The following is a 25867-nucleotide window of genomic DNA, read 5'->3' as shown; positions in this document are numbered from 1 at the left end:
ATGTAAAAAATAGTACAACAGTTATTCTTAATTCTTTATTTGTCTTTTGATTTCTTTAATCAGGCCAAGGTGCGATAGACCGGCTGTAATTTTGACAGCTATCACGTGTCATGGTGGGGGTGACATGGGATAGGAGACAAAAATGTTTTCTCAGCTTAGCGAAAAATTATTTTTTAAACAGTCTCACAATGCCGCCCATTAGCGGCAATTTTTAACAATCACTAAAAAAATAAATATTACCAGCGACGCTCGCAGCGTTGATCATCGTAATCCCAGAAACAATTCCATACGCTATTTTCGCAGCGTGAGACGCTGTAGATTGTTGAGCATCTATCTTCATTTCTATAGCTTTCGCATCGTTGATCTGCATCATCCCAAAAACATTCGCCTGTAGGATAGTTTATGCATGAAGTAGGGTTTCTTAGGTGCACGCAAGGGCCAGCCTTCAAATGAACCCCACCTTCTTGATAGAGTGGTGATTTTTGTCGTGTCGATGCGCTTGTACTCAATGACGCTGCTGATAGCCCCAAAGACAAAAGTGCAAAAGCTGTCAACGTAAATTTGATAATTGGTTTCATTCTTTCCTCGCATAAGTGGCGCCCAAAAAAAATGGGCGTTTCTTATGGTTTGGGGATAAAAGAATGAAATTTGTTTAGTTATTTTTTTGTCGCTTTAGTTATTAAGCTCGTAAAGTGTGTTCAAAATACCGTTGATAAATGAAGAAGATTGTTCGCTTCCATAGCGTTTGGCTATTTCAATAGCTTCATTAATGATAATGCGCATAGAAAGCTGTTTTTGGAATAACAGCTCATAGCAAGCGAGGCGCAAAATTGCCCGATCAATACTATCCATGCGGCTCAACTTCCACTTCGAGCTCGTTTTGTTCAGTATGTTATCTATTTCTTTTAAGGAGTGAAGAGTTCCAAATATGAGCTGAGCAGAAAATTTTATATCTACTTTGCTTTTATCTTTGTAATAAAAGTTATGGAGAAATTGTCCCAAAAAATATTCAATATCGGTAGGCTTAATATCTGAAATCTTACTTTGAGACAGCTGTCCTTGTGCTTCCCATTGAAAAAGCACCTGCATGGCTATCTCTCGAGCTGTTCTGCGATCTTTCATAATTTACATTCTCAAATAATAAATAGTAACCAGAGAGGGGAAAATAGTACCTAAAAAATCTTATGAGCGAACTATTTGAAAGGAAAAATGTTCTTCAGCAATAGTATAAAAATCTTGATAACTATTGCTACGAGCCAATGTGCTGACACCAGTTTCCATCAAAGATCTGCATAAAATAGCGTAGCTTCTTTTGTCGCACTCACCATCGATCATGGCAACTACGCCTCGAGATAAATTAGCAAGCGCAAGAGCCAGAGCATCATCATTTGATTGTGTAAGGAGTTGCGACAAAAAACGATTGTGCAGATTATTGCCATCGATAATATTTAAATTGCAAGCAGAAGATGGAGCAAAATCACGCGGCATGAACAGATCAATTGTACTGTCAAATGCCTGGAAGGAACGCCAGGTTAGGGGGCCAAAGCGAGTTTCAATATTTTTAGTTGTTGAGCGAGAAAAAATATCTTCGGTCTTGATGCGATAGAAAAATATATCTTCAACACAAAGAACCGGAATATTGTTGTTATGGGCAAAGTTGATCCGCTCTTGTCCCACAGTCATCGAGCCATCTGGATTCATGAGTTCACACAAGACAGCACCAGCTTTGAGGCCCGCTATTTTCATGAGGTCGACTGATCCTTCAGTATGTCCCATTCGTTCAAAAACGCCCCCCATCCGAGCAGCCAAGGGAAATACATGACCAGGACGCGCAAGGTGCTCGGGACGTGCATCATCAGCGATAGCGGTTTGAATTGTATGGGCGCGATCTTTTGCTGATACGCCGGTGCTGACACCTGTGGCCGCTTCAATGGAAACAGTAAATGCTGTCTGAAATGTATTGGTGTTGTTGTGAATCATCATGGGCAAGCCCAAGGCTTCTAAGTCCGCCTTCGGCATAGCCAAACACACAACTCCGCTGCCTTCTCTAATTAGAAAATTCATCGATTGGGCAGTAATTTTTTCGGCAGCAATAATGAGGTCACCTTCATTTTCTCGATCATGAGCATCGAGCAATAAAATAGGCTTGCCCTCATAGAGTGCTGAAATAGCTGCGCGCATAGGTGCGCTTAACGAATTAAAATTATGAAGAAAATTAAGCTGATGAGCAGTCATATATACTTCCTTAGTTGCTGAGCATGCGAGCAATATAGCGGCCTAAAATATCCACTTCGATATGGGCCTTTTGTCCTATTTTTAAACGACCAAGATTAGTGAGTTCTAAAGTATAGGGCAGCAAGCAAACACTAAAACTTTCATAATCAAGCTCATTGATGGTGAGGCTTACTCCGTTAAGAGCAAGAGAGCCCTTTTTAACCAAGAGCGATTTGAGATGTGTAGGATAGGAAAATTGCAAAACAAGATTGGAGGCAAGAGAAGAGCGTTTTATGAGGCTAACGACACCGTCCACATGACCCTGAACTAAATGTCCGCTGATTTCATCACCATAGCGCAAGGAAAATTCGATATTGACGAGACTATCTAAAGAAAGTTTTGCTAGTTGGGTTACTTCTTTTGTCTCTTCTCCAAGATCAAAAGTAATACAGTCATGATCGCAAGCGACAACAGTAAGGCAGACACCGTCTATAGCGATGCTTGCACCAAGACTCACAGTGCGGTCTGAAAATATTTTGCTCTTTACAGCAAAGCGATGAGTTGCGAGATTGTTTTCTACAATAGTCCCCTGGCCCGCAATAATGCCGCTGAACATAAATTGAATCCTTGAAAAATCCCAGTAATTTGAGGCCTAGTAAAGCTAACTTTTGGCTCCAAAAAAGCAAGGAGGGGCAAAGAATGCAGTGAATTTGGCTTTAACTTTCCGAGTAGGTTTTTTGATATGATTTTTAGGCAAAGCCGCTGCTGATGGCGGGAAACTGCTATGAAGTTGTCTGCGAAAGAAATACTAAATCCTAGCCAAAAAAGGGAGAATTAAGCTATGAGAGGGATTCGTTTGTGTATCATGTTGAATTTCATTTGTTTTTTTGGTGCTTGCACGGAAGGCGATCTGCAGACGGTTAATTCTGTTGATCTAGTCCGTTATTCTGGCACCTGGTACGAAATAGCTCGTTTTCCCAATAAGTTTCAAAAAAAGTGTTTAAAATCAAAGGCACTTTATAGCTTGAGTGAAAAATCTCTGTTGACGGTAGAAAATAGTTGCACAACAGGAAATGGTTCACCAAAAAAAGTTCTTGGTGTAGCCAGGGTTAAAGATCACAACAGCAAGGCTAAGCTTGAAGTTAATTTTGCACCTAGTTGGCTCCGATGGTTTGGCCTTGGCTGGGGAAAATATTGGATAATTGAACTTGATAATGAAGCTTACGAATATGCTGTAGTAAGTGAACCAACTCGCACGTATTTGTGGTTGCTTTCTCGAAAGCCAAGTATGCATAAAAAAATATATGAAGATATTCTCGCACGCTTAAAAAATAAGGGTTTTGATGTGAAACAGCTGATACTGAGCGGAAGCTTAGATTAGCATCGTTATGATTTTATATCCGCCGTTTATCCGATTGACTCTGTCCTAAGCCTTTCATTTAAGCTTCAAGAAAAAGTGAGGTTAAATATAATGCTTGGGGTTATGAATTGTGCTGTTTTGGATGGTTTTGGTGCAAAAAAAGTGCGCGTTGAAGTGGATATTGCTCGAGGCTTACCCAATTTCACACTGGTTGGGCTGGCATTAAGTTCTGTAAAAGAATCGCGTGTTCGTGTGCAGGCGGCTATTAGCAATGCGGGATTTGATTTTCCCAGAGCAAAGATATCGGTCAATCTAGCACCAGCTGATGTGGAAAAAAATGGTACAGCTTTTGACTTAAGTATTGCGCTCTCCATTTTACAAGCGTCAGGAGTTATAGCTGCAAGCAAAATGGAAGGAATCGCTGCCATTGGTGAGTTATCGCTGACTGGAGAAATTAAGCCTGTAAGGGGCATGTTGGCTCTTGCTGAATCTGTTTGTGAGCAAGGCTTAAAATATTTACTAGTGGCCAAGGAAAATGCTCAAGAAGCTTCATTGATATCAGGGATCGAAGTGAGAGCGGTCGATAACTTTGGAGAACTCGTAGAGGCAATCTTAAATGAAAGGGTAGAGCAGTTAAAGACAGCTGAATCACAATCGTGTGCCGACTTAGAGCAAGATTGGTCTATCGATATGAGTGATGTTGTTGGGCAAGAAGAAGCTCGTCAAGCTTTATTAATTGCAGCTGCAGGAAATCACAACTTGGTTTATATCGGTGGGGCAGGAAGCGGTAAATCTATGATGGCATCGCGATTGCCAACAATATTGCCGCCTTTAAGCTATGAAGAGGCACTTGTTCTAACAAAAATTTATTCCATAGCAGGTCTTACTGTGACGGGAAATTTAATTAGTAAAAGACCATTTCGGTCCCCTCACCATTCTATAACTAAGGCAGGTCTTGTTGGGGGGGGAAGTAGTTATATTCGACCCGGAGAAATTAGTCTCGCAAATTTTGGGGTATTGTTTCTAGATGAATTATTAGAATTCCCAAGAGCAGTGTTAGAAATCTTACGACAGCCTCTAGAAAATGGTGAAGTAACATTGAGCAGGGCTCGACACACCATTACTTATCCTGCAGAGATTTCACTCGTTGCGGCCCTCAATCCTTGCCCATGCGGGTATTATGGACAAGGTAATAAGTGTAACTGCTCTTCTATTGCTGTTAACCGCTATCAAAGCCGATTAAGTGGGCCACTGATAGATAGAATCGATTTGCATGTTTCTGTTCCACCTCTCGACTTGAAACTAATGGAAAACAGCTCACATGGTGAACCTTCAGCTTCAATGCGTGCGAAAGTTATCAAAGCACGCAAAATACAAAAAACACGTTTTAATGGACTAAAAACAAATGGAAAAATGACTCGCAACGATATCAAAAAATTTGCCCTGATGACTACTTCGGCATCTCATTTTCTCGTTGATGCAGCGTCTCGCCTGGGAGTCAGTGCTCGAAGCTACGATCGAATTATTCGAGTGGCGCGGACTATAGCTGACCTAGAAGAGGAAAACAATATTCATAAACATCATATTGCACAGGCTCTTTCTTACCGTCCTGTTGCAGGATTAATAAAATCATAAATTGTCTTATGTTTTTCGCTATTAAATTAAAGGGTTAAAGTGGTTGTTAAAAATAAATTCTTTGTTAGGTGCATAAAAAGCTATTCCACTTAATCAAAAACTGATCGTGAACAAACTTAGTCATTTATTTGTTGAAATTTATTATTAGTGAATCACAGAACATCGATTGATTTTTTGTCAAACGTACTTTTTGTGATGAATTACTTTCATTTCAATTTTGAAACCTTTTGGGAAGTAAACTTTAGAGATCGAAGGGAAGATAGTGAACGCGTGCAGAATAAAACTAGGCTGAGTTATTCTGCAGCAAAATATGGGTGAAAATTGTTAACAAAGGTAGGTTTTTTTTATGCGAACAGGAAGTATTGAAGCCAAAGGTCTTGATGGAGTAGTTGTTGGAGACACTGTCCTATCTAAAGTTGATGGCGAGGAGGGTGAGCTCGTTTATCGTGGATATAATATCGACGAGCTAGCCAATTGTAACTTTGAACAAATTTGTCATCTATTTTTGTATGGTGAATTGCCAAACAACGAAGCTGAGCAGAAACTTCGTTTAAATTTGCAGCAGCGTTATAAAATACCCCAGGATATCATAGATTTTATTTGTCGGCAGGCCCAGCATGATCACCCAATGGCAACCTTAAGAACATCCGTATCTATGATTTCAAGCTATGTTAAAGAGCCATCGCTAAAAAATGAAAATGAGTTGATTGAAACATCTCTTAATCTGATAGCTAAAACTGGCACCATAGCTGCTGCTATTTGCCGTGCTCGTTCGGGAAAAACGCCTGTAGCTCCAGATGCCTCGATGAGTTATTCCAAAAATTTTCTGTATATGTGCACCGGTAAAATTCCAGAAGATGTGGTAGTAAAAACCATGGATACAGCCATGATTCTCCATATGGATCATGGATTTAATGCAAGTACTTTTACTGCTCGAGCAGTAACCTCTACGCTTTCTGACATGATTTCAGCCGTCACTGCTGCGATAGGAACTTTAAAGGGCCCTCTTCATGGAGGTGCTAATACTGCAGTAATGAAAATGCTTATGGAAATAGGAACGATCGATAATATTGAGGCATGGCTTGAAAAAGCGCTAGCAGAAAAAAGAAAAATTATGGGATTTGGGCATAGGGTATATAAAGTCGCTGATCCAAGGGCGAAACACCTAAAGAGAATGTCAAAGGAATGGGGAGAAAGAGCACAGGAAAAAAAATGGTTTGCGATGAGTGAGAAACTTGAAGCATTGATGTTGGAAAAAAAGGGAATTAACGCAAACGTTGATTTTTACTCTGCATCTACCTACTACACTATGGGAATTGAGCCCGATATGTACACTCCAATTTTTGCTGTCGCCCGTATGGTGGGTTGGACTGCACATGTGATGGAGCAACTTAAAGATAATCGTTTAATGCGCCCAGAGGCCAATTATATTGGGCCAATTGGTAAGGTGTTAAAAGAGCAGATGAGTCTGGTTTAAGAAAACATCTCAAGTGAGTAAAAAAAAGATCCTCAAAGAGTCGAGGATCTTTTGCTTTTATAGCGCCTTATATTAGAGAGGCCAATTCATAAAAGTAGTGAGTAAGCTAATAAGTTGCGGGTTTGTTGCGTAGTCAACAGGTTTTTTTCCATCACTATCAACTGCATTGGCAAGTTCTTTGGCAAAAGGCAGATATTCAGCATTGCCTACATTGGAGGCTTTTTGAAATATAGCTGCGCTAATGGCGTAATTATTACCTTTAGCGGCCTCATGAAGGAGAGATGAATAAGCAATTCCATTGATGGTTTTTCGTGTGCTCAATAACAGTCTCATTTCGCATGGCATTCTCTTGTATGGAACGAGAGCTGAATTTGCGCTTGAGTAGTTGCTGTCGTTAATACTGGTAATGATAATTGCATAAAGTGCATCAATATCCTGACAGATGCCATCGATTGATATTTCAACGGAGCACTCGCCTTTGTTGATCTCTTCTTGTACTGCACTTTGAGTTTCGTCATATGGAAGAATTTTTGCTTGGGTGTTGGCGCCAGCTAAAAAGATAACTGCTGATGCAACTAATGAAATATGCTTCATAATTGTCTCCTAATTTTTTAAGCTTAGGGCATTATAAATATGGCAATTATTAATTGGTAATTTTTAAAGAGTTTGTATTTGAAAAAGTAAATTAATTAAGTTGTTACATGTTTGAGGATATAAAAAATCCAAATAAAAATACCCAGGTAATGCTGGTTTTATTTGGACCATTACAGAGTAAAGCTTTTATTCGCTTATATATTTGAGTTTCTCTAGTCCAGATGCCATTTCCTTGCTCAGCATAATTTTTATAATAATTGATAGCCAGCGTTGGTTAAAGCCTGCTCCTGCTTCTCCTTGATCTGTCCAAATAACATCAAGAGCATCACCAACATTGGTATAGCTTATGCTGCCGCGAATGTTTGACGTGCGACCATTCATATCAATAAAAAGTTTATAAACTATTCCCGTATCAGGCGAGGCTTCTGTTATTTCAAGCCAGCCGCTACCCATTTTCTCACTTTTCCAAAGCCATTTTGCGCCCGCTCCCATATCAGGGCCTTCATAGCTATATTCTTGGGAAGGGTCTTTATCTTTGTTCCATGGAGCCCAATTTTGCCAATTCTTTAAATTGGCAATTTGTTCATAAATTATCTCGGGTTGCGCTTTAATAGTAGTTTTTTGAATAACATGCCAGGTTTTTGGTAGTAAGAATCCGCCTGCAAGGTAAATAGCTAGTACAAAAACTATAGTTCCTGCTAAATAATTAAAAATTTTTTTCATCGTCGTCTTATCCTCGTTCGAAAAATTACTTGCGTTTTTTTAACTCAATTAATTTTACTATTAAATTTTTGTTTATCTTGTTTTTGGAAAAGCATGTGCTGTATCCAAAAAATATATAGAAAATATTTTTCTTCATTCTGTCCTATTATTCTAGATAAATAAAGGGATGTTAGTAGGAGTTGTCTAACTACTTACTAAAATTTGCCAAAAATATATCAACAGCAGGAGTAATTATTTTTATTTTGTCAAAAATTAAAGGTGTTTTATCGTTCTGTGTCATTGAGCTACCGCTGGTAAATAAATAAATATTTTTAAGCTGGCCAAAATGTAGTCAAATAAAATACAGTTATTAATAAAAGAAAAGGGAAAAGGAGGAGCACCAATGCTCGGTCCCAAATCTGCTCTAAAAAAAATTTCGTTAATAATTTTGCTTACAGCTTCTTTTGCTTTTAAATCACAGGCTATTTTGGTTTTGAAACTGGCTGATTTGAATACGATGGCGTTGAAAAGCGATGTTGTTATGCATGGCTATGTAGGTGAACAGCAGTCAGAGATCGATCAATGGGGGCGCGTGGTTACTATTAGTAAGGTTGAAGTTATCGATGCTTTATATGGGGTAAAGACTGGTGAGGTGATAAGTCTCTACCAAGTTGGTGGAAGTAAAGATGGGGTCATAGCGCCTATCATTGGAGGACAACATTACCAAGTTGGGCAGGAGATTATTTTTTTTGGTCTAAAAGCAGGGCTCAATTTTGTAAGTTTTGGGGCGGGGCAAGGAAAACTTGACATTGAATCACAGGCAGGCAGAGATATGATTCGTGAAGATATTGGGGATGCTGTGGCTTTTGATTCACAAAATAAAGTGTATCGCCCTTCTCCTCTGACTTTTAATAATGTTGATATATTAAAGAGCGAGATTAGAAGTATGCTCCAGCAAAGGAGCGACAAATGAGCAAAAACACTATTTTATTTGTAGTACTCTTGTTTGCTTCTATTTCTCAAGCCCACCGCTATGTATGTAACGGTATTTTGGCAAATGGTGATGAACGATGGGATACCTGTGGGCCTTGTGATGATAAGAATGCGGCTCGTTGGCCTAATCCAAATATACCTGTTGTGGTTGATAACAAATCTTTGCCAGGTGGAATTGATAAAAAAGAATGGATGGGTGTGGTAGATGATAGTTTTTCTGCCTGGAATGACATTAGCGGATCTAGTTTGCGATTTTTTCAGGTCGATAAAGAAATCCGTCGAGACTTTGGTCAAAATGAGATGTTACATGAAATTTTTTGGGTAAATAATAGCGAAGAGTGGCGTAGACTTGTAGGGGTTGGTGAATTTGGAACACTCGGTGCCACACTACCCCGTTATCGATGTGGTGGAAAGCTGGGGAGCAAAAGACAAATTTTTGATGCCGACCTTGCGCTTAACGCCATGCCCTACATCAATTGGAAAGTAAAATGTGAAGATGATGATTGTATTTCAATTCAGACAACCTTGGTCCATGAACTAGGACATTTTGTTGGTCTTGATCATCCTTGTCTTGCATGTAGTACATCTATTATGAGCGCTCGTGCCGTGTTTGACCTGATGTATCCAGTGTTGGATGACATTAGTGGTTTACAAATTCTATATCCTGACATTCAGACTGGAGGCTTTGGATCCCAGTGTATCTATACAAGCGATTGCAAAGATGGTTTTGAGTGTATTGCAAGCAATGGAAGTAAGTATTGTACGGCTCAATGCAGTAACGATGATGACTGCGAATTGGGTGCTGTGTGTGGAGAGAAACTTGCTAAACATTATTGTTCTTTTGTGGGAGAAACAAAGGGCGGTGGAAGAGAACTGGGGCAGAATTGTTCGCGCATTTCATGCAAGGAGCCACTGATATGTGTAGGAGCAAGTGAAGAAGAATATTATTGTCAGAAGCCATGTGAAAATAATTCTGATTGTCAGGCTCGTGAGTCTTGTATTGAATTTAAAGAAAACTCATCAGTCTGTTTGCAAATAAAACAGCTGGGTGAAAGATGCAGCGGTAAGGAACTGTGCGATCATGGACTTTATTGTGTGATAGATAACGATGGTTTTGGTGCCTGTCGCAAAGAGTGCAGTCTGAATAATAATGGCTCATTCCAATGTCCAGCCAATGAGACATGCATGAGGTTTTCACAGTCTTCAAATATTTGTGTACCGGCAGAGGATGAACTTAGTTTAGGTGGTAGTTCATCCGGTTTTAATCAGAATAATCCAAAGGTAACAAATTTGGGACGCATAGGAAAAAAATCAGAAAAATTAGTGGGATGTAGTGCTGGCGATATCCGCCATGAACAAAATATCTTGATTTTTTATGGCGCTGTATTTTTATTGCTGAGGCTCATTTTTAGAATAAATGAGAAGAAAAAATCGAGAGTGAGGCATTAATAGTTGATGCCCCTAGCGCAAGAATAACTCTATCTTAGTAACCTAAAGCAAACTCAATATTTAGTTGAGGAGGCTCTGTATTACAATCATTGTATTAATCTTAAGTTTATCTCTGGGATTGGTATTATTCTTGCGTAACTAAGATCAAGCTGAATTAAAAACTATCAATTATTAACTAATAAACGGAGCTGCTTGTGAGAGCAGCTTTATTGTTCTAATTGTTCGAAATTAAGGGATTATTTGTTATGTATAAATCAGTCATTGCTTTGCTGCTTTACTTATTCGTTGCAAATAGTTCGCCTGCTCATAACTTTGAGCAGGTCGGCAGTAATAATGCCTATTACCAACTTGATGAAAATAATTACGATCTATTTTGTCGACCGCGAACGAGTGCTCTTGGGGAATTGGTATCGACCGTCTCTAAGGGAGTTGTAGATGTATCATCTACACTTTTTGAAACAGCCAAACGGGTGGCTCCCCATATAAAGGACGGCATTGGTAACGTAGCGCATTATGCGCATAGTACTCTGGACAGCGTTGATCCTGAGGCGCTCGCTCGTATTGCGAAGGCAGCAGCTGATGTAGCGGTGGTATCAGCGCCCGTACTCGGCTCCCTCTTGGGTATTGAGATACCTGCTAGCGCACTGGAAAGCATTTCTGCCTATGCTACGCCTGACAATGCGAAACTTGCGCTTACCATTGCTAAAAGCCTAACGGGAGCCACAGAGGCAATATTTTATACCGATCCCACCAAAGAAAAGCAGCTTACGACTGTGGAAACAGCCGGAGAAGTGGTGAAAAATGCAGCTGATACGGTTAAGGGACTGTCGGAATATTTACTTGCTAACGAAGGAAAAATAAGTAAAGACGAAGAAAATCAAATTAAAAAAGCCATCCAAGATGGGATTAAAATTTTGGAGCAAGAACGCTAAAAAGTGTTTGTGAAGCTTGTATCTAAAGTTTTTACTTGCCACTTTGTTCATAGTTGAGCGCTCCTAGCTAAGTCTCAGCTTTGCAAACTCTTTTTTAGAGTACTTCTAAAGTATGTGTAATCAAAAATGTGCTTTAATCAAATTCAAAGCAAAAAATTAAGTAAAAAGCAAGCTGTTATCTTTCTTAACCCGTCTTTTCATTAGTGATGAATTACTCATAATGCTTTTATTAGTCGGTGGTGGCATATATAATTTCGTGAAGTTTATCGCCAAGTTAGTCAGCTAAGGGATTTTTTTATGACTGAGAATGAACACAGTAAAGTGGAAGAGCACGATTTCCAAGAGAATAAAGATTTAGACCACGGTATTCAACAGCTGGAAGATGGCGGTGATGTGAAAACAGCCCAAGCCCAACAGAACAGTGATTGCAGCGAAAAGTCTCGGAGCGATGAATCTTTTGCAAAAGAGAACTCGAATACGCACGAGATTAGTCCTGATCGCATAGATTTAAATGCAATGTGGGTTGTGCGAAGGCTACGAGCAAAAGGCCATGAGGCCTATTTGACAGGCGGATGTGTTCGAGATCTTTTACTCAATCGAACTCCCAAGGATTTTGATGTGGCGACCTCCGCGCGGCCCGAGGAAGTCAAAAGCATTTTTCGCAATTGTCGTTTGATTGGACGCCGATTTTTGTTGGCGCATGTTGTTTTTCCTGGAAATAAAATCATTGAGACTGCAACCTTTAGAGCGAACCCCAGCGAAGAAGTGAATGGCGAAGGGGAAGAGTCAGATGACCTTCTGGTGATGCAAGACAATGTGTATGGCACTATGAAAGAGGATGCATTTCGCAGGGATTTAACTATCAATGGGCTCTTTTATGATCCGGTTGAAGGAAAAGTGATTGACTATGTTGGCGGATGCGAAGATTTGGCGAAGGGGGTGATCCGTACTATCGGTGATCCAGATGTCCGTTTACAAGAAGATCCTGTGCGCATATTGCGAGCCATTCGTTTTGCTGAACGCTTGGGGTTTAGTATCGACGAGACAACTTTCAATGCTATGAAAGAACATGCCCAGGACATTCTTCGTTGTGCACCTGCTCGCTTACAAGAAGAAGTAGTTCGCCTTCTTATCAGCGGTCACGCCTTGGGTAGTATGAAGCGTTGTCTTGAAATTGGCATTTTAGATTATCTTATGCCGGAACTCCTTGAAGGACTAGGCCTAGTAGAAGGCGAGTTGGCATGTACACAAAAGCGAGAAGAACTCTTAAATGATTGGCATAATATGCTCGGTGGTCTCGATAGAGTGAGGGAAAAAGACTGCCATATTGTATCTTCTGTAGCTTTTACTGCTTTGCTTTTTTCGGCATACCTGCGATTAGAAAAATCAGAATTTAATGAGAGAAACTGGATAGATCGCTTATGTGTTAATTGGGCAGAGCGCATTCGTCTTACTCGAAGAGATCAAGATATCATCCGCATTCTTTTATCGGCGATTCCGCTTTTTCATGTGGAAAAGGTTCACCAAAAATCGGCGCACTATTTAGTGCGGAAACCCTGGTTTCGTGAAGGCTTGTTGACCTTCATAATTTATTTGGTAGCTCACAATGAGCCATTAGAACAAATAAAAATTTGGAAGCTTTTGGCAAAAAATTCAGATAAGAATTATCGCCAAGATAAAGTTGGAATGAGGCCTGTACAGAATCGTTTTAGAAAGCGTCGTCCGCCCATGCGTAATCAATTTCGTCGTTTCAACAAAAAAAGTACTCCAGAGGCTTCTTAAAACAGCAAGTTGGCAGAAGCAATAAAGCTGTTGCAAAGGAAGATCTATGAAAGGCCCGGAATATTTTTGTGACCGCAAAGGTTGGTTGCAAAAAATATCAGGGGCTTTTCATGTTTATATCCAAACAAGGTTTAGGATTTTTCATGTTGTGGATTTTTATTGCCATGCAGACTCACTCACATGAACCAATTCAACAAAGCGGTGAAGAATTTTCATATGTTTCAGAGCAATTTTCTGACTTAAGAATTTTACGATACGAAATTCCAGGTTTTGATCAGTTGACGCTCAAACAAAAGGAGCTTGCTTATTATCTTTCTGAAGCTGCTCGAAGTGGACGAGATATTTACTGGGATCAAAACTACAAACATAATCTTAGGGTTCGCAGAATTATCGAACAAATTGTAATGAACTTTACGGGCGATAAAACCACTCAAGAGTATCAAAATTTTTTGGTGTATGCCAAGCGAGTTTGGTTCTCCAACGGCATTCATCATCACTACAGCAATGACAAAATTCTACCTACCTTTAGCAAAGATTATTTTAGCGATCTGATTAAGACATGTGAAAATGCCCAATTCCCTTTGCTTGCTGGTGAAAGTGTTGATGAGCTTATCCAAAAAATGACACCTATTATTTTTGATCCGATCATCGGCGCAAAAAAAGTAAACCTCGATGAGAATATAGACAAAATTAAATGCTCAGCCGTAAATTTCTATCAAGATCTGAGCGAAGAAGAGGTTGCTGAATATTACCGCTCTCTTAGCGATGCCAATGATCCAACGCCACTTTCCCACGGTCTTAACTCAAAAAAGATAAAATTGGATGGCCGATTGCATGAAAACGTTTATAAAGTGGGTGGCCTTTATGGTGAGGCTATAAGCGAGATTGTTAAATGGCTTGAAAAAGCTCTAATGGTTGCTGAGTCTGATTTGCAGGCATCAAGCATCGCCAAATTGATCGAGTACTATAAAACAGGCGATTTGAAAAAATTTGACGAGTACAACATCCTATGGGTGCAAGACACTGATTCTGTTGTTGATACAGTAAATGGCTTTATTGAGGTATACGACGATCCTTTGGGACACACGGGATCATGGGAGGCTGTAGCTTCAATCAAGGATCTCGAAGCAACCAAAAGATTTGGGGTGCTGAGCCACGAAGCACAGTGGTTTGAAGATAACTCTCCCATTTTAGATACTCACAAACGCACATCAGTTACGGGAGTTTCCTACAAAATTATTAATGTGGTTGCAGAGTCGGGAGCATCTTCTCCATCAACCCCCATTGGTATAAACTTGCCAAATGCCGATTGGATCAGAAAACTGCATGGTTCAAAGTCAGTTTCATTAGGAAGCATTGAACATGCATATAATCAGGCATCACACGGTACGACTTTGGATGAATTTTATTTGTCAGCGCAAAAAGAGTGGATTTTAGTGTATGGCGATATTGCTGATAAACTCCATACCGGTCTTCATGAAGTCATTGGGCATGCATCGGGTCAACTGGAGGAAGGAGTGCAGCCTCCTCATGTGACACTTGGAAGTTACGCGAGTGCTCTAGAGGAGGCCCGTGCAGATTTAGTTGGGCTCTACTATATTGGCGATCAGCATCTGGTGGACATTGGCGTAAGTCCAAGTACCGAAATTATTAAAGCAAGCTATACCCAATACATCAATAATGGTCTTCTCAAACAAATGGCGCGAATTGATCTTGGTAAAAATATAGAAGAATCGCACATGAGAAATCGTCAGATGATAGCAGCCTGGGCCTATGAGCATGGCAGAGCAAATAATGTTATCGAACGTTATGACCTTCAAACTCCAGAAGGGCTAAAAACATATTTTGTGGTAAATGATTTTCAGGCGTTGCGAGAACTTTTTGGAGAACTGCTCAAAGAAGTGCAACGCATTAAATCTCAGGGAGATTTTGAGGCAGGTAAAAACTTGATCGAGAATTATGGAGTGCGTGTTGATGAAACACTGCATAGGCAAGTAAAACAGCGTTGGGAAAAATTGGGTGTCGCCCCCTATGCTGGTTTTATCAATCCACAGCTTGTACCAGTCTATAATGAAAATCAGGAGCTTATCGACGTTGAGGTAAGTTATCCTAATGACTTCGTAAATCAGATGCTTGATTATGGGTTGAGGTATTCATTTCTTCCTCACTACCCCAACTAAAATAAAAATAGATAATTTTGAAAATGTAGTGCCACCTCTTGAGGTGGCATTGTCATGAGTTTGAAGAATAAGTTCATTTTAGTTGAAGATGTATTGGAGGCTGTTTTGAAAATATTTTTTCTAAGCTGAGAAAACATTTTTGTTGACAATTATTTGTCATCCCCGCGCAGGCGGGGATCCAAATCAACTAGACGGTTAACCGTTTTTGCTAGATTCCAGTCTTCCCAGGGATGACAAGGGACAGTGGTCAAAATGATAGGTGGTCCATCGCACCTTGGTTTGGTTAGAGAAATCACAAAAGAAACAATAAAAGACTAAGAACAGCCGGGCGATGTAAAGAAAATGTTGAAAGGCTTCTTAATAAATTTTTGAACGATTCCACAGCGCACGCGAGGACTTAGTGAAAAAATTTATTAAGAAGCCTTTCAACATTTTCTGGACACAACCGAACAGCCGCCTGCTTTTGCTAATTTTTTATATTCATTTAGTAATTGCAAATATTTGGCTAACGGCTTAACAACGACATTTTGATTTTCAAAATAGTCTCTTAGACTCAGAGTGTTATTGATATCGAATGAATTTAACTTCTCTAAAAAGCACAGGACACTGAGAGGAATCGTTGGAGAAATATCACCGATCAGATCTCATGCTCAGTGCGCAAGCTTAAAAACTGATACAATCAATAGCCTACGGGAGAGTTGGTTATATCTTCTTATGACTCTCAAAGTATTGCTGATACATGCAAAACCTGGCTACTACTTTGGATATATTTATGTCAGAAGCAAAAGTATTAGAAATATTACTTATAGAAAAGGTAACGAAAAAAGTTTAAATGTGCATATAAAACCTACTAAATATATTTTTTATATTCCCTGGAAAAACCAGGTTTTCTGGAGGATAAGATGATTCTGGGGCTGCAGAAAAAAACGCCTCGTACGAGGCGTTTTAGTTTCCTGTGATAAGATTTTAACTAGACAACGCCCTTGGCTTTTTCTTCTCGAGTGTGACCACTACTCGCTTGATGCGTATCGCTATGAGCGCTTTGCTTAAAGTATTTTTTGGCCATAAGGTATGCAGCTGGTGAAACAAAAAGTGAAGTCAATGCACCAACAATAATACCAATGGTCAATACCATAGCAAAGTTCTCAATAGTACCAGTGGCAAATATCCACAACGCGGAACTTGCCATCAGCGTGGTGAGCGTGCTGTTGATAGTTCGACTAAAAGTTTGGTTAATAGCCTTGTTTACATAGGGTTTCAACTCTTCAACAGAAAGATTGCCTTTTTTAGGAACATCTTCGCGAATACGATCATAGATGATAATTGTATTGTTGATGGAATATCCTAAGATGGTTAGTAAGGCTGCGATTGAAGGTGTATCAAATTCTACTCTGCCGATGGTAAACACCATCAAGGCTCCCATAACGTCGGAAATAAGGGCAACAATGGCGCCAGGGGAGAAAAAGAGATCAAAGCGAACAGCTACATAAACCACGATTGCCAGGAGTGAATAGATCACAGCAAGTAAACCATCTGTTCTCAATTGTTGGGAAACCTGACTGTCGACAAAGTCAACCTTTCTGATTTCCACATTACCAAATTTAGCAGCCAAGACCTTTTCAATTTTACCTGCAACTCCAGCAAAGTGAATTGTATAACGCACTTGCCCATTTTGTGGTTCATCAGCCATAACAGCGCCATAAATATCAGGAGTGGTATCCTTGTTGGCGGCTGTTTTTCTTAACTCAATGCCACTTTTTTGCTCGAGAAGCTCAGCCAACTGCCGTTGTTGCATTTTCAAAGTGTTTTTTCTTGCCATGGGGTCGGTAATGTTTTCACTGTTGTCATTGAGCCAGATTGAGAGCTGATTGCCTGATTTTTCATCAAACAAAATTTTGGAAGTCCCGAAACTCTGTTCAACAATCTGAGTGATCTTATTAACGTCCTTTTGTTCCAGTGCGGCTACACGTTCCACTCGAATGAGAATTTCATTATTTTGTGAAGCACCAAACTGTTGCACCTGATTTTTGCTAAAGCCAGCATTTTCTAAAGTTTCTCGTACTTCGCCAGCAGGAACAGATTGAGGAAACTTCACTTGCATTTCTAGGCCCCCCAGAAAATCAATGCCCCAGGGAATTCCGAAAACAAGAAGTGCCACAAATGAAACCAGAGGCAAAAGCAATGAGAGGCCTGTTGCGGTTTTAAAGCGGCCAACGAAGTTAATTTCCTTTCTTGGATCAAATATCGTAATAAATTTCATAATTTTCCTCGTTAAGCCCTTTTAGATTGATAAAGTCTTTTGTCCGCGAGATGTCATCATGTCGACAAAAATTCGCGAAATAAAGATTGCGCAAACCATCGACGAAACCGTTCCGATTAGAAGCATCGTTGCGAAATTTTGAATCGGACCTGTACCAAACTGCCACAGCACGAGACCTGCGATAAAGGTTGTAATGTGTGTATCGAGAACCGCACTCATTGCAGCATCGTATCCAGCTTTTACAGCAGAGCGTGGCATTTTCCCTTGGCGAAGTTCTTCTCTAATACGTTCATTAATGAGAACATTAGCATCCACAGCCATACCTATGGTAAGCAATAATGCTGCTACCCCCGGTAGAGTGAGTGTCGCTCCCAAAGCAGAGAGCATGGCAAATATAAATGCCATATCAAAGATGACCCCCAACACAGCTGTAAAACCCACCAGGCGATAGTAAAAAATCATGAAGAGAGCAATGGCAAGACTGCCTAAACTAAAAGCGACTTTTGCCTGATCAATAGAGTCCTTTCCTAAAGATGGTCCAACGGTGCGTTCTTCTCTAAATGTCACCGGAGCAGGTAGTGCTCCTGCCTTTAATACCAAAGCGAGTTGATTGGCATCAGCCATCATTTCTTGATTGGTGCGAGCGCCACCCATACTGATAAAAGCATTTCCATCAGGAATTTTGCTTTGTATAACTGGTGCACTGTCAACCATATCTTCTAGAACAATCGCCATGCGCTTGCCAATATTAGCTGCTGTTAAATCAGCAAAAATTCGTGCGCCGGTTGGGCCAAATGAGAGACTTACGCCAGGACGTGGGTTGAGGTTTGAACCAGGCGATACCCGAGCATCAACCAGGTCATCTCCGCTTAAGGCAATTTTCTTTTCGAGCGTATAGGTTCTCATCAAAGCATTGGGACCTTCACCTATGCCGATTTTGCCAAATTTTACGCTGTACTGTGGAGGTACTTTGTCGGCTAAATAGTTTCTGAGAGTCTCGAGCTTTTCCGCACGAAAGCTTAAATAAATATCTTTGCCCGAGCTCATATCTCTCGAGTAACGCCCGTCTTCTAGCTCAACGCCCTCAGGAAGGTTTTTTAGATTCTTTATAAAGTCAGTGTCATCAGCACATAGTTGGAACTGGAGTTGTGCTGTTCTACCGATCATGCTTCGCGCAAGCTCAGGGTTGTCATTTCCTGGTAGCTGAATCAACACTTTATCATCACCTTGACGAGCTATCAAAGGTTCTGTAACGCCCATTTTATCAATACGATTTACAATAGTTTTAATGGTTTGATTGACCGCATCATTTCGAATGGACTGGATCAACTGTTGTTCAAGACGCAGAGTCACTTTTAGATCGCTCGAGGTGACGTAGGCGAAGTCTGCAAACTTTTTAAGAACTTTATCTTTAAAAGCTGGTACTTCATTTTTATCAGCAAACATCAGTTCAACATGATCTTGAAGACTTGGTTTTTCCCCACTCTGTTTGTAAGAGTTAACCTGAATACCTTCTTCTTTCGCAAAGGCAATCAGTCTATCTGCAGCCCGAGCTGTTTTATCGCTAATAGCTTTGTCGAGATCTACGCCCAACACCATGTGAATTCCACCTTGGAGATCAAGACCTGGAATGATGTGTGATTTTGGCGCCCAAGAAGGCAAATATGTCTGGAAGGCATCTTTGTGTTGCCTTACTTCTTTTATAGCCTGTTCATCGAGAGTAAAGTAAACCAGCGAAGGGTAGAAAAAATAAATAGCTATGCCGAGTAAAGCCAGTGCTACCAATAGCCGAGGCTTCCATGTCTGTTGCATGTTTTCTCCAATGTTTTTTCAATGTTTTCAAAATAAAGATTACGTAGAGCTCTTTGTATCGGAAGTATCTTGTGCTTCACTTGGGCCGACCAACCCCTGTACCGCTTGCTTCAAAACTTTGAGCCGCGTTTTATCGTTTATCTCTATCACAACAATCCGATCTTCAACCGCAAAGATCTTCCCCATAATCCCCGAAGATAAAATTACTTCATCTCCTCTTTTTAAACCAGCAAGCAACGCCTGATGTTTTTTCTGTTGTTTTTGTTGTGGCCTTATCAAGATGAAATAGAGAACTGCAAACATGGCACCGAACATCAATACGGTGCTCCAAATGCTTCCCCCTGCTGGGGCTGCTTGCAAAAAAACTAGTTGTTCCGAAATATTCATAGCTATCCTCCTTAAATGCCGTATTTCAATCATTTTCAAGCACAGAGCGCAATGGGCTCCATTTTAGACGAGTGATTACTCTTGCGTGTTAAATAAAAGTCGTCAAAGCAACCTTCTAAGATAGCACGTCGCGCGTCTGCAACCAAACTAAGATAATAGTTAATGTTGTGTAAAGAAGCGAGGCGGTAATAAAGTATCTCTTTAGTCAAAAATAAATGCCTTAAATAAGATTTAGAATAGTTTAGGCAGGTATAACATTTGCATTTTTCATCAAGAGGGTTTTCATCAAACGCATATATTTTATTTTTAATGGAAACTTTTCCGTGGTGAGTAAACAGTGAGCCATTGCGTGCATTTCTCGTGGGCATAACGCAATCGAACATGTCAATGCCTGCTTTTATTCCATCGAGAATATCATCAGGAGTGCCCACTCCCATTAGATAGCGTGGCTTCGAGCTTGGTAGTAGCTGAGCAGTGTAGTTGGCGGTTTTCCACATCTCTTCTTTATCTTCACCAACACTTAGACCACCAATAGCATAAGCAAAGAGATCGTGTTCAAGCACCATTTGTGCATGTTCCTTGCGCAGATCTTCGTGAATACCTCCTTGGATGATACCGATAAGTTTAGACTCATCGCGAGTCATAGAAGCAACGCAGCGTTTAAGCCATTTGTTGGTGATATCCATAGCTCGTCGAATGTCATCTCGTGGAGATTTGGCCATGGGGCAGATATCTAGTGCCATGATAAAATCAGATCCAATAGCCATTTGTATGGCCATACTTTCTTCAGGTGGCATTGGGTGGATTGAGCCATCGAGATAGCTTTTAAAAATGACGCCATTTTCATCGATTTTTACCAATCCTGCATTCCCACTATTTTTTTGCGCTTTGCCTCGAGGTGCGCCTTGGCTGAGTGAAAATACCTGAAAGCCACCCGAGTCGGTTAAAATGGGTCTGTCCCACGACATAAACTTATGCAATCCACCAAAAGTTTGCAGAAAATTTTTTCCAGGTCGAAGCATCAGATGATAAGTGTTGCCCAAAATAATTTGTGCATTGGCATCTTTTAGGTCCTGATTTGAAAGAGCTTTAACTGAGCCCTGAGTTCCCACAGGCATAAATATCGGCGTAGTGATAATGCCGTGAGGAGTTGTAATGCTTGTTGCTCGAGCGTAGCCGTCAACGGCGTCGAGTTTAAATGAGAATTTATTCATTGACATCATTCCTTATTTCAAAATAACAAGCGTCACCATAAGAAAAGAAACGGTATTTCTTTTCGACCGCTTCAGCATAAATTCTTAAAGCGAGTTTTCTTCCGATGACTGCTGATACCAGCATGAGGAGGGTTGATTTAGGTGTGTGAAAGTTGGTGATAATGGCATCGCATCCCAAAAAGCGATAGCCTGGGCGAATAAAAATTTTTGTTTGTCCTTCACATCCAGAAAAATAATTTACACCTCTTTCATGGGCCCACTGCATAGACTGCTCGATTACGCGCATAGCGGTAGTGCCCACCACAATGATCCTCTTGCCTTGTTTTCGGGCATTATTGAGTGCATCAGCAGCATTTTGATTTAGTATAAAAAATTCGCTATGCATTTTATGGTCGTCAATATTTTCACATCGCACGGGCAAAAATGTACCTGGCCCTACATGAAGCGTAGTTTCTACAATATTTATGGATTTTTTTTTAAGTTCATCAATCAGTTGAGGAGTAAAGTGAAGTCCAGCCGTAGGTGCTGCCACAGCTCCGAGGTTTTCATCTTTGGCAAAGATGGTCTGGTAAGAGGTATTATCATGCTCGTTTGCTTTTCGGCCAAAATAGGGGGGCAGGGGTATCTCGCCAAACTGTTTGGCGTAATCACTCAAATCACAATCGCTTTTTATCTCGTAAAGACCAGGCTCATGTGGAAATTTTTGCAGCACTTCGATATGTGTGTCATTGCCAAGAAATAAAGTCTTTCCTATTAAATTACCTTTGCCGCTTAACAGGGCTGTCCATGAACCAGCGGGAGTAGGTCGTACCAATAAAATTTCTACCGAGCTGCCGCTTTCTTTAAAAGCGAAAATACGCGCCTTCATCACCTTGGTGTTGTTGATCACTACAACATCGCCAGGGTTAAGGTAGTAGCTGATGTTAGAAAAAACATCATCATATGCTTGTTCTTGATTTTTTTTAAGTACACACAAACGAGAGCTTCCACGCTCTAAAAGAGGCGTGGTGGCAATCAGTTCTTTGGGTAAATGAAAGTCATAATCAGATAATTTATTCATCTTACCCATGTATGTGATTGGGCATAGAATGCAAGTTGGCTGGATATAAAAGAAAAGATGAAACGGGCTTTGGGAGTGGTCAAAAATAGATGCTCAGTGCTGCAAGCTAGAAAACCGAGTCCGTATATAAAAAAATCCGGCCATTTGGCCGGATTTTGCACTCAACCCCATCGAGGGTTTTAGGCAAGCTTAGTTTTTAGCGGGAAGGTTTTTTGCAAATGCGTCTACTTTTTCCTTTAATAGGCCGTCAAACGCATTTCTGAAGTTTTCAGAGATGTGCTTGAATTTAGCATAGTGATCAAGTTTAGCTTTTTCTGTAGCGTCACATTTGATAGCAGCACCTTCAGCTCTCAATTGAGCGAGCATGCTTTGCTCAGCAGCAATGGAGCTGAGTTTGATATTAGCAAAGCTTTTTAGTGCAGCTTTACGAACATCATCTTTAAGCTCAGTGCTGAATGCGTCCTTTGCTAGTGTGTCAAGACTTTTTGCTACAGCGTCACGACGTGCTTGGCATTTGGCTGCATCAGTTGCATGGATATTGGAACTATTCCAGCTTCCTGGTCGTGTAAGCGCTCCGCTCAAAAATCTATCTTTGGTCAGCGCTTGAAAGTCCAATCCACTCAAGAATTTGATAAGCGCATTTTCTGCCTTAGCTTTTTCATCACCCTTTAACTGAGCAAGAGTCTTATCTCCAAAGTCTTTGAGAGCTTTTTCTTCAGGTGTAGGAAGATTTTTGTCGGCTCCAGTTTCTTTAGTGGTTTCTTTAGTGGTTTCTTTAGTTGTTTCTGTTGGTTTCGTATCATCACAAGCGCTGAATACAGCGAGAGCCAATACCAGGCCTGAAATTTTCATAAGTTTTTTAGTCATAATTCTACCCTCTAGTGTAGCAATGAGTCCACGGGGAACATAATAATTGCCATTATGATTTACATTTGATCTCTTTACTATATTTTATTTTTTTTCTGTCTAGTGGGTTAATAACATATTTTAAATTTTTAATATATTTTCGCTAACTTAGTGTGAGGATAATAGTACAGCAATATTTGTCTGGTGTTCTTTCCCATTTTAGCCATTCCTAGAGCACCGTATTGGCACATACCCACTCCATGCCCAAATCCCTGGCCCGAAAAGATAATTGTATTGTTTTTAATGGAAAGATTGGTGATCATTGTGGATTTAATGCGCATGGTCCCCATAAGTGTTCGAAATGTCTGTCCTTTTATTTCTTGCTGTCTGTTGCCTTTAATTAAGAACTCTAAGACTCTACCGTACGGTCCTCGTTGTAAGACGTTTATAAATGAAATTTTTTGTTTTAGTTTTTGTTCAACTTCAGGCAAAGGAATACTTTGCTTCCAACGAAAAGTTGGGGAGTTGGAGCAGTACGAACAAGGAACTCCCTGCAGGTAATCGTAGGATTTGCCCCAAACACTCTTAGAATCGCAGGTATGCCCACCACAAGTAGAGTGAAAGGAAGCTTCTATGAGGCGCCCGCGGTAAGTTAAGACTATGCCACGGGTTTCTTTTGCGGCTTTGGTAAGTTTTTGGCTTTCGTGGTGCTTAAAAACCTGATCCGTAACAGAACTTTGAGTGTGAAAAGGGCGGTTTTTACGCTCTTGCATTCTTAGCAAAGCAAAGGTGCGTGCAGCTATTGCCTGAGCTTTGAGCGCTTCCATAGGCCAAGACTCATGTACCTCACCTGCAAGCACAGCTGCAACATATTTTTCTAAGTCTAGGCTGATGATCTTGCCATGGTGCTTAACGAGTATTGTTGGTGCAGGATGTGTTGAATTATTAATCTTTAGGCTGCAGCCAATAGTCGCAGCTAAAATAAAAGTAAAAATTAGCAATTGAAAGTTTTGCGTCATCTTTTTTACCATGGAAAAAATTAAAGTTGTTCATAACGGCAATCCATGAAATTAACGGAACTTTTAATTTCTTCCTAGTCCTCATTTGCTGTGAGTGCTCAGAAATTAAATCTCCGTTAATTTATTGGATTGCTATAAGCTTATTGCGGCATTGATAATCTCAGGCTAGTGAGTTCTTTGTCTGTCATGAAAACTTAGGGTCACTTATGTTTGTGTCTAAATTATTTTTGCCCACCATGCGTGAAGTTCCTGGTGATGCGGTTGTGGTGAGCCATCAATTAATGCTGAGAGCCGGCTTGATTCGTAAAGTTGCTGCTGGAATTTATAATTATCTTCCTTTGGGATTCAGGGTTATACAAAAAATCTCGGCAATTATTGAGCAAGAAATGGATCAGGCTGGTGCGCAAGAACTTTTGATGCCTATGGTTCAGCCAGCAGATCTATGGAAAGAGAGCGGGCGTTACAGCGAGTATGGGCCAGAGCTTTTACGGTTTAAAGATAGAAAGGATACTGATTTTTGCTTAGGTCCTACCCACGAAGAAGTAATATGTGCTTTAGTGAGAGATAACGTAAAAAGTTACAAAAATTTGCCTTTAACGCTTTATCAAATTCAAACCAAATTTCGCGATGAAGTGCGTCCTCGTTTTGGTTTGATGCGCGGTCGGGAATTTATAATGAAGGATGCCTATTCCTTCTGTGTGGATAAAAAGAGCCAGGATCAGGTCTATCAGGATATGTGGGATGCCTATCATCGTATTTTTAAACGCTGCGGATTAAAGTTTCGCGCGGTGCGGGCAGCCACAGGCTCTATCGGAGGAGATATGAGTCATGAGTTTCAGGTGCTTGCCCAGTCGGGTGAAGACGCCATCGCCAGCTGTGAAGCATGCGGCTATGCAGCCAATGTAGAGCTTGCTCATATTGCTACTCCCAAGGAAAAAGAAAGAAGACAGGAAGGAGCTTTGCTTGAGGTCGATACACGTGGACATCACAGTGTAGATGAGCAAGCCAAGATCCTTGGAGTAGGTAAAGAGCGCATTATCAAGACGCTTGTTTATGAAATAGATGATGTCCTTTGTTTGGTGTTGGTTCGAGGAAATCAAGAAGTTAGTGAAGTCAAGCTTAAAGAAGCTTTGAAGGCAGACATAGTGCAACTCGCGCCAGATAAAAAAGTTGCTGATGAAATAGGCCCCATTGGCTTTATAGGTCCTGTTAATACCGGAATTCGAGTTGTGGCCGATAATGACCTAAAAAATGAGCTCAATATGTTTGCTGGAGCAAATAAAGTAGGGTGTCATTGGTCAGGAGTAGATGTTTTAAGAGACATCGATCCTGAATTTTTTGATATTAGGCAAGCGCAAGCACAAGATCCATGCCCAGAATGCCGGGCCCCATTTAATATTTTGCGTGGAATCGAAGTGGGACATATTTTTTATTTGGGTACAAAATATTCCAAGGCTATGTCGGCGACTGTGCAAAATGAACATGGTGAGAACATCGTGATGGAGATGGGGTGTTACGGCATCGGTGTGGGAAGAACCGCCGCTGCTGCTATTGAACAAAACCACGATGATAAAGGAATAATTTGGCCGGTGGCTATTGCGCCTTACCATGTGCACTTGGTTTCGCTCGGAGTGGATAAAGAAGTGAGCGATGAAGCGCACAAAATATATGAAAATCTTTCAAATGCCGGAGTGGAAGTTCTTTACGATGATCGTGATGAACGCGCAGGCGTAAAACTTAATGATGCAGATCTCATAGGATGCCCACTGCGGATTACTTTAGGGAAGCGCGGCATTAAAAACAGAGAGCTTGAGGTGCTGCCTCGTGCAGAGCATTCCCAAGGAGTCAAAATCTTGTCTTTGGATAGCGACTATGTCGGGCAAATAAAAGCTATGCTCGACCAGGCTAAGGGACAGAGCTTGTGTTGATGATTGATGTAAAGATGAATGCT

General features: G+C 40.6%; 22 protein-coding genes. 9 read left to right on the top strand and 13 right to left on the bottom strand.

All coding sequences use genetic code 11. The features are described 5' to 3' along the window. Positions 1-236: 236 nt before the first annotated feature. The 4 genes from H6731_01325 to H6731_01310 all read right to left on the bottom strand — a co-directional run bounded on the left by H6731_01325 (position 237) and on the right by H6731_01310 (position 2830). Entirely contained in the window at positions 237-578 is a 342-nt protein-coding gene (locus H6731_01325) for a hypothetical protein (protein ID USN51079.1), read from the bottom strand. 94 nt (positions 579-672) lie between these two features. Continuing rightward, entirely contained in the window at positions 673-1122 is a 450-nt protein-coding gene (gene nusB / locus H6731_01320) for a transcription antitermination factor NusB (GenBank protein ID USN51078.1), read from the bottom strand. 60 nt (positions 1123-1182) lie between these two features. Then, positions 1183-2235 carry a 3,4-dihydroxy-2-butanone-4-phosphate synthase gene (gene ribB / locus H6731_01315; GenBank protein ID USN51077.1) on the bottom strand — a complete coding sequence of 351 codons (1053 nt, stop codon included), beginning with the start codon at positions 2233-2235 and terminating at the stop codon, positions 1183-1185. A 10-nt stretch (positions 2236-2245) separates the two neighbouring features. Further along, entirely contained in the window at positions 2246-2830 is a 585-nt protein-coding gene (locus H6731_01310) for a riboflavin synthase (GenBank protein USN51076.1), read from the bottom strand. A gap of 249 nt (positions 2831-3079) precedes the next feature. Between H6731_01310 and H6731_01305 the strand changes: the two genes are divergently transcribed. The 3 genes from H6731_01305 to H6731_01295 all read left to right on the top strand — a co-directional run bounded on the left by H6731_01305 (position 3080) and on the right by H6731_01295 (position 6686). Further along, positions 3080-3595 (top strand): lipocalin family protein, encoded by a 516-nt coding sequence (locus tag H6731_01305; GenBank protein USN51075.1) that lies wholly within the window; start codon positions 3080-3082, stop codon positions 3593-3595. Positions 3596-3685: 90 nt separating this feature from the next. After that, positions 3686-5209 (top strand): YifB family Mg chelatase-like AAA ATPase, encoded by a 1524-nt coding sequence (locus H6731_01300; protein ID USN51910.1) that lies wholly within the window; start codon positions 3686-3688, stop codon positions 5207-5209. A 346-nt stretch (positions 5210-5555) separates the two neighbouring features. Further along, positions 5556-6686, top strand: a complete 1131-nt coding sequence (locus tag H6731_01295) for a citrate synthase (GenBank protein ID USN51074.1) — start codon at positions 5556-5558, stop codon at positions 6684-6686. A 72-nt stretch (positions 6687-6758) separates the two neighbouring features. On the opposite strand, the gene H6731_01290 is transcribed toward H6731_01295, so the two are convergent. Together H6731_01290 and H6731_01285 are read right to left on the bottom strand one after the other, a co-directional pair. Beyond that, positions 6759-7280, bottom strand: coding sequence for a hypothetical protein (locus H6731_01290; GenBank protein USN51073.1), 522 nt, complete (start codon positions 7278-7280; stop codon positions 6759-6761). Positions 7281-7466: 186 nt separating this feature from the next. Beyond that, entirely contained in the window at positions 7467-8003 is a 537-nt protein-coding gene (locus H6731_01285) for an SRPBCC family protein (protein ID USN51072.1), read from the bottom strand. Positions 8004-8385: 382 nt separating this feature from the next. Between H6731_01285 and H6731_01280 the strand changes: the two genes are divergently transcribed. From H6731_01280 to H6731_01260, 5 genes are all read left to right on the top strand, one after another. Further along, a complete protein-coding gene (locus H6731_01280) occupies positions 8386-8955 on the top strand; it encodes a hypothetical protein (GenBank protein USN51071.1) in 570 nt (189 codons plus the stop codon). Beyond that, positions 8952-10424 (top strand): hypothetical protein, encoded by a 1473-nt coding sequence (locus H6731_01275; GenBank protein USN51070.1) that lies wholly within the window; start codon positions 8952-8954, stop codon positions 10422-10424. The genes H6731_01280 and H6731_01275 overlap by 4 nt, the downstream gene beginning before the upstream one ends. A gap of 245 nt (positions 10425-10669) precedes the next feature. Continuing rightward, positions 10670-11356, top strand: coding sequence for a hypothetical protein (locus H6731_01270; protein ID USN51069.1), 687 nt, complete (start codon positions 10670-10672; stop codon positions 11354-11356). 297 nt (positions 11357-11653) lie between these two features. After that, a complete protein-coding gene (gene pcnB, locus H6731_01265; GenBank protein ID USN51068.1) occupies positions 11654-13138 on the top strand; it encodes a polynucleotide adenylyltransferase PcnB in 1485 nt (494 codons plus the stop codon). A gap of 164 nt (positions 13139-13302) precedes the next feature. Continuing rightward, positions 13303-15318 (top strand): dihydrofolate reductase, encoded by a 2016-nt coding sequence (locus H6731_01260; protein USN51909.1) that lies wholly within the window; start codon positions 13303-13305, stop codon positions 15316-15318. Between the two features lie 970 nt (positions 15319-16288). Here H6731_01260 and secF read toward each other — a convergent pair. From secF to H6731_01225, 7 genes are all read right to left on the bottom strand, one after another. Beyond that, complete coding sequence (gene secF / locus H6731_01255; GenBank protein USN51067.1) at positions 16289-17578, bottom strand: protein translocase subunit SecF; 1290 nt, start codon at positions 17576-17578, stop codon at positions 16289-16291. A gap of 21 nt (positions 17579-17599) precedes the next feature. After that, on the bottom strand, positions 17600-19390 hold the full coding sequence (gene secD, locus H6731_01250; GenBank protein USN51066.1) for a protein translocase subunit SecD: 1791 nt from the start codon (positions 19388-19390) through the stop codon (positions 17600-17602). 39 nt (positions 19391-19429) lie between these two features. After that, on the bottom strand, positions 19430-19777 hold the full coding sequence (yajC, locus tag H6731_01245) for a preprotein translocase subunit YajC (GenBank protein USN51065.1): 348 nt from the start codon (positions 19775-19777) through the stop codon (positions 19430-19432). A gap of 35 nt (positions 19778-19812) precedes the next feature. Further along, positions 19813-20991 (bottom strand): tRNA guanosine(34) transglycosylase Tgt, encoded by a 1179-nt coding sequence (gene tgt / locus H6731_01240; protein ID USN51064.1) that lies wholly within the window; start codon positions 20989-20991, stop codon positions 19813-19815. Continuing rightward, on the bottom strand, positions 20984-22051 hold the full coding sequence (gene queA, locus H6731_01235; GenBank protein USN51063.1) for a tRNA preQ1(34) S-adenosylmethionine ribosyltransferase-isomerase QueA: 1068 nt from the start codon (positions 22049-22051) through the stop codon (positions 20984-20986). The genes tgt and queA overlap by 8 nt, the downstream gene beginning before the upstream one ends. Before the next feature lie 189 nt (positions 22052-22240). Continuing rightward, positions 22241-22918 (bottom strand): hypothetical protein, encoded by a 678-nt coding sequence (locus H6731_01230; GenBank protein USN51062.1) that lies wholly within the window; start codon positions 22916-22918, stop codon positions 22241-22243. A 128-nt stretch (positions 22919-23046) separates the two neighbouring features. Then, entirely contained in the window at positions 23047-23916 is an 870-nt protein-coding gene (locus tag H6731_01225; GenBank protein ID USN51061.1) for a SpoIID/LytB domain-containing protein, read from the bottom strand. Between the two features lie 206 nt (positions 23917-24122). On the opposite strand from H6731_01225, the gene H6731_01220 reads away from it, so the two are divergent. After that, entirely contained in the window at positions 24123-25844 is a 1722-nt protein-coding gene (locus tag H6731_01220; protein ID USN51060.1) for a proline--tRNA ligase, read from the top strand. Positions 25845-25867 lie beyond the last annotated feature (23 nt).

The organism is Myxococcales bacterium, assembly GCA_023898405.1.
Classification (GTDB): Bacteria; Myxococcota; UBA727; order UBA727; family JABDBI01.
The sequence above is the reverse complement of the archived record's forward strand: the minus strand, read 5'-3'. Positions and strand labels throughout refer to the sequence as shown.

Bases quoted from the DNA above. Each gene is read 5' to 3' on its own strand.
- pcnB (USN51068.1), top strand. From the start codon at position 11,654: ATGACTGAGAATGAACACAGTAAAGTGGAAGAGCACGATTTCCAAGAG.
- ribB (USN51077.1), bottom strand. From the start codon at position 2,235: ATGACTGCTCATCAGCTTAATTTTCTTCATAATTTTAATTCGTTAAGC.
- secD (USN51066.1), bottom strand. From the start codon at position 19,390: ATGCAACAGACATGGAAGCCTCGGCTATTGGTAGCACTGGCTTTACTC.
- H6731_01220 (USN51060.1), top strand. From the start codon at position 24,123: ATGTTTGTGTCTAAATTATTTTTGCCCACCATGCGTGAAGTTCCTGGT.
- secF (USN51067.1), bottom strand. From the start codon at position 17,578: ATGAAATTTATTACGATATTTGATCCAAGAAAGGAAATTAACTTCGTT.
- H6731_01280 (USN51071.1), top strand. From the start codon at position 8,386: ATGCTCGGTCCCAAATCTGCTCTAAAAAAAATTTCGTTAATAATTTTG.
- H6731_01295 (USN51074.1), top strand. From the start codon at position 5,556: ATGCGAACAGGAAGTATTGAAGCCAAAGGTCTTGATGGAGTAGTTGTT.
- H6731_01310 (USN51076.1), bottom strand. From the start codon at position 2,830: ATGTTCAGCGGCATTATTGCGGGCCAGGGGACTATTGTAGAAAACAAT.
- tgt (USN51064.1), bottom strand. From the start codon at position 20,991: ATGAATAAATTCTCATTTAAACTCGACGCCGTTGACGGCTACGCTCGA.
- yajC (USN51065.1), bottom strand. From the start codon at position 19,777: ATGAATATTTCGGAACAACTAGTTTTTTTGCAAGCAGCCCCAGCAGGG.
- H6731_01285 (USN51072.1), bottom strand. From the start codon at position 8,003: ATGAAAAAAATTTTTAATTATTTAGCAGGAACTATAGTTTTTGTACTA.
- H6731_01325 (USN51079.1), bottom strand. From the start codon at position 578: ATGAAACCAATTATCAAATTTACGTTGACAGCTTTTGCACTTTTGTCT.
- H6731_01230 (USN51062.1), bottom strand. From the start codon at position 22,918: ATGACTAAAAAACTTATGAAAATTTCAGGCCTGGTATTGGCTCTCGCT.
- H6731_01225 (USN51061.1), bottom strand. From the start codon at position 23,916: ATGACGCAAAACTTTCAATTGCTAATTTTTACTTTTATTTTAGCTGCG.
- H6731_01275 (USN51070.1), top strand. From the start codon at position 8,952: ATGAGCAAAAACACTATTTTATTTGTAGTACTCTTGTTTGCTTCTATT.
- H6731_01260 (USN51909.1), top strand. From the start codon at position 13,303: ATGCAGACTCACTCACATGAACCAATTCAACAAAGCGGTGAAGAATTT.
- H6731_01300 (USN51910.1), top strand. From the start codon at position 3,686: ATGCTTGGGGTTATGAATTGTGCTGTTTTGGATGGTTTTGGTGCAAAA.
- queA (USN51063.1), bottom strand. From the start codon at position 22,051: ATGAATAAATTATCTGATTATGACTTTCATTTACCCAAAGAACTGATT.
- nusB (USN51078.1), bottom strand. From the start codon at position 1,122: ATGAAAGATCGCAGAACAGCTCGAGAGATAGCCATGCAGGTGCTTTTT.
- H6731_01270 (USN51069.1), top strand. From the start codon at position 10,670: ATGTATAAATCAGTCATTGCTTTGCTGCTTTACTTATTCGTTGCAAAT.
- H6731_01290 (USN51073.1), bottom strand. From the start codon at position 7,280: ATGAAGCATATTTCATTAGTTGCATCAGCAGTTATCTTTTTAGCTGGC.
- H6731_01305 (USN51075.1), top strand. From the start codon at position 3,080: ATGTTGAATTTCATTTGTTTTTTTGGTGCTTGCACGGAAGGCGATCTG.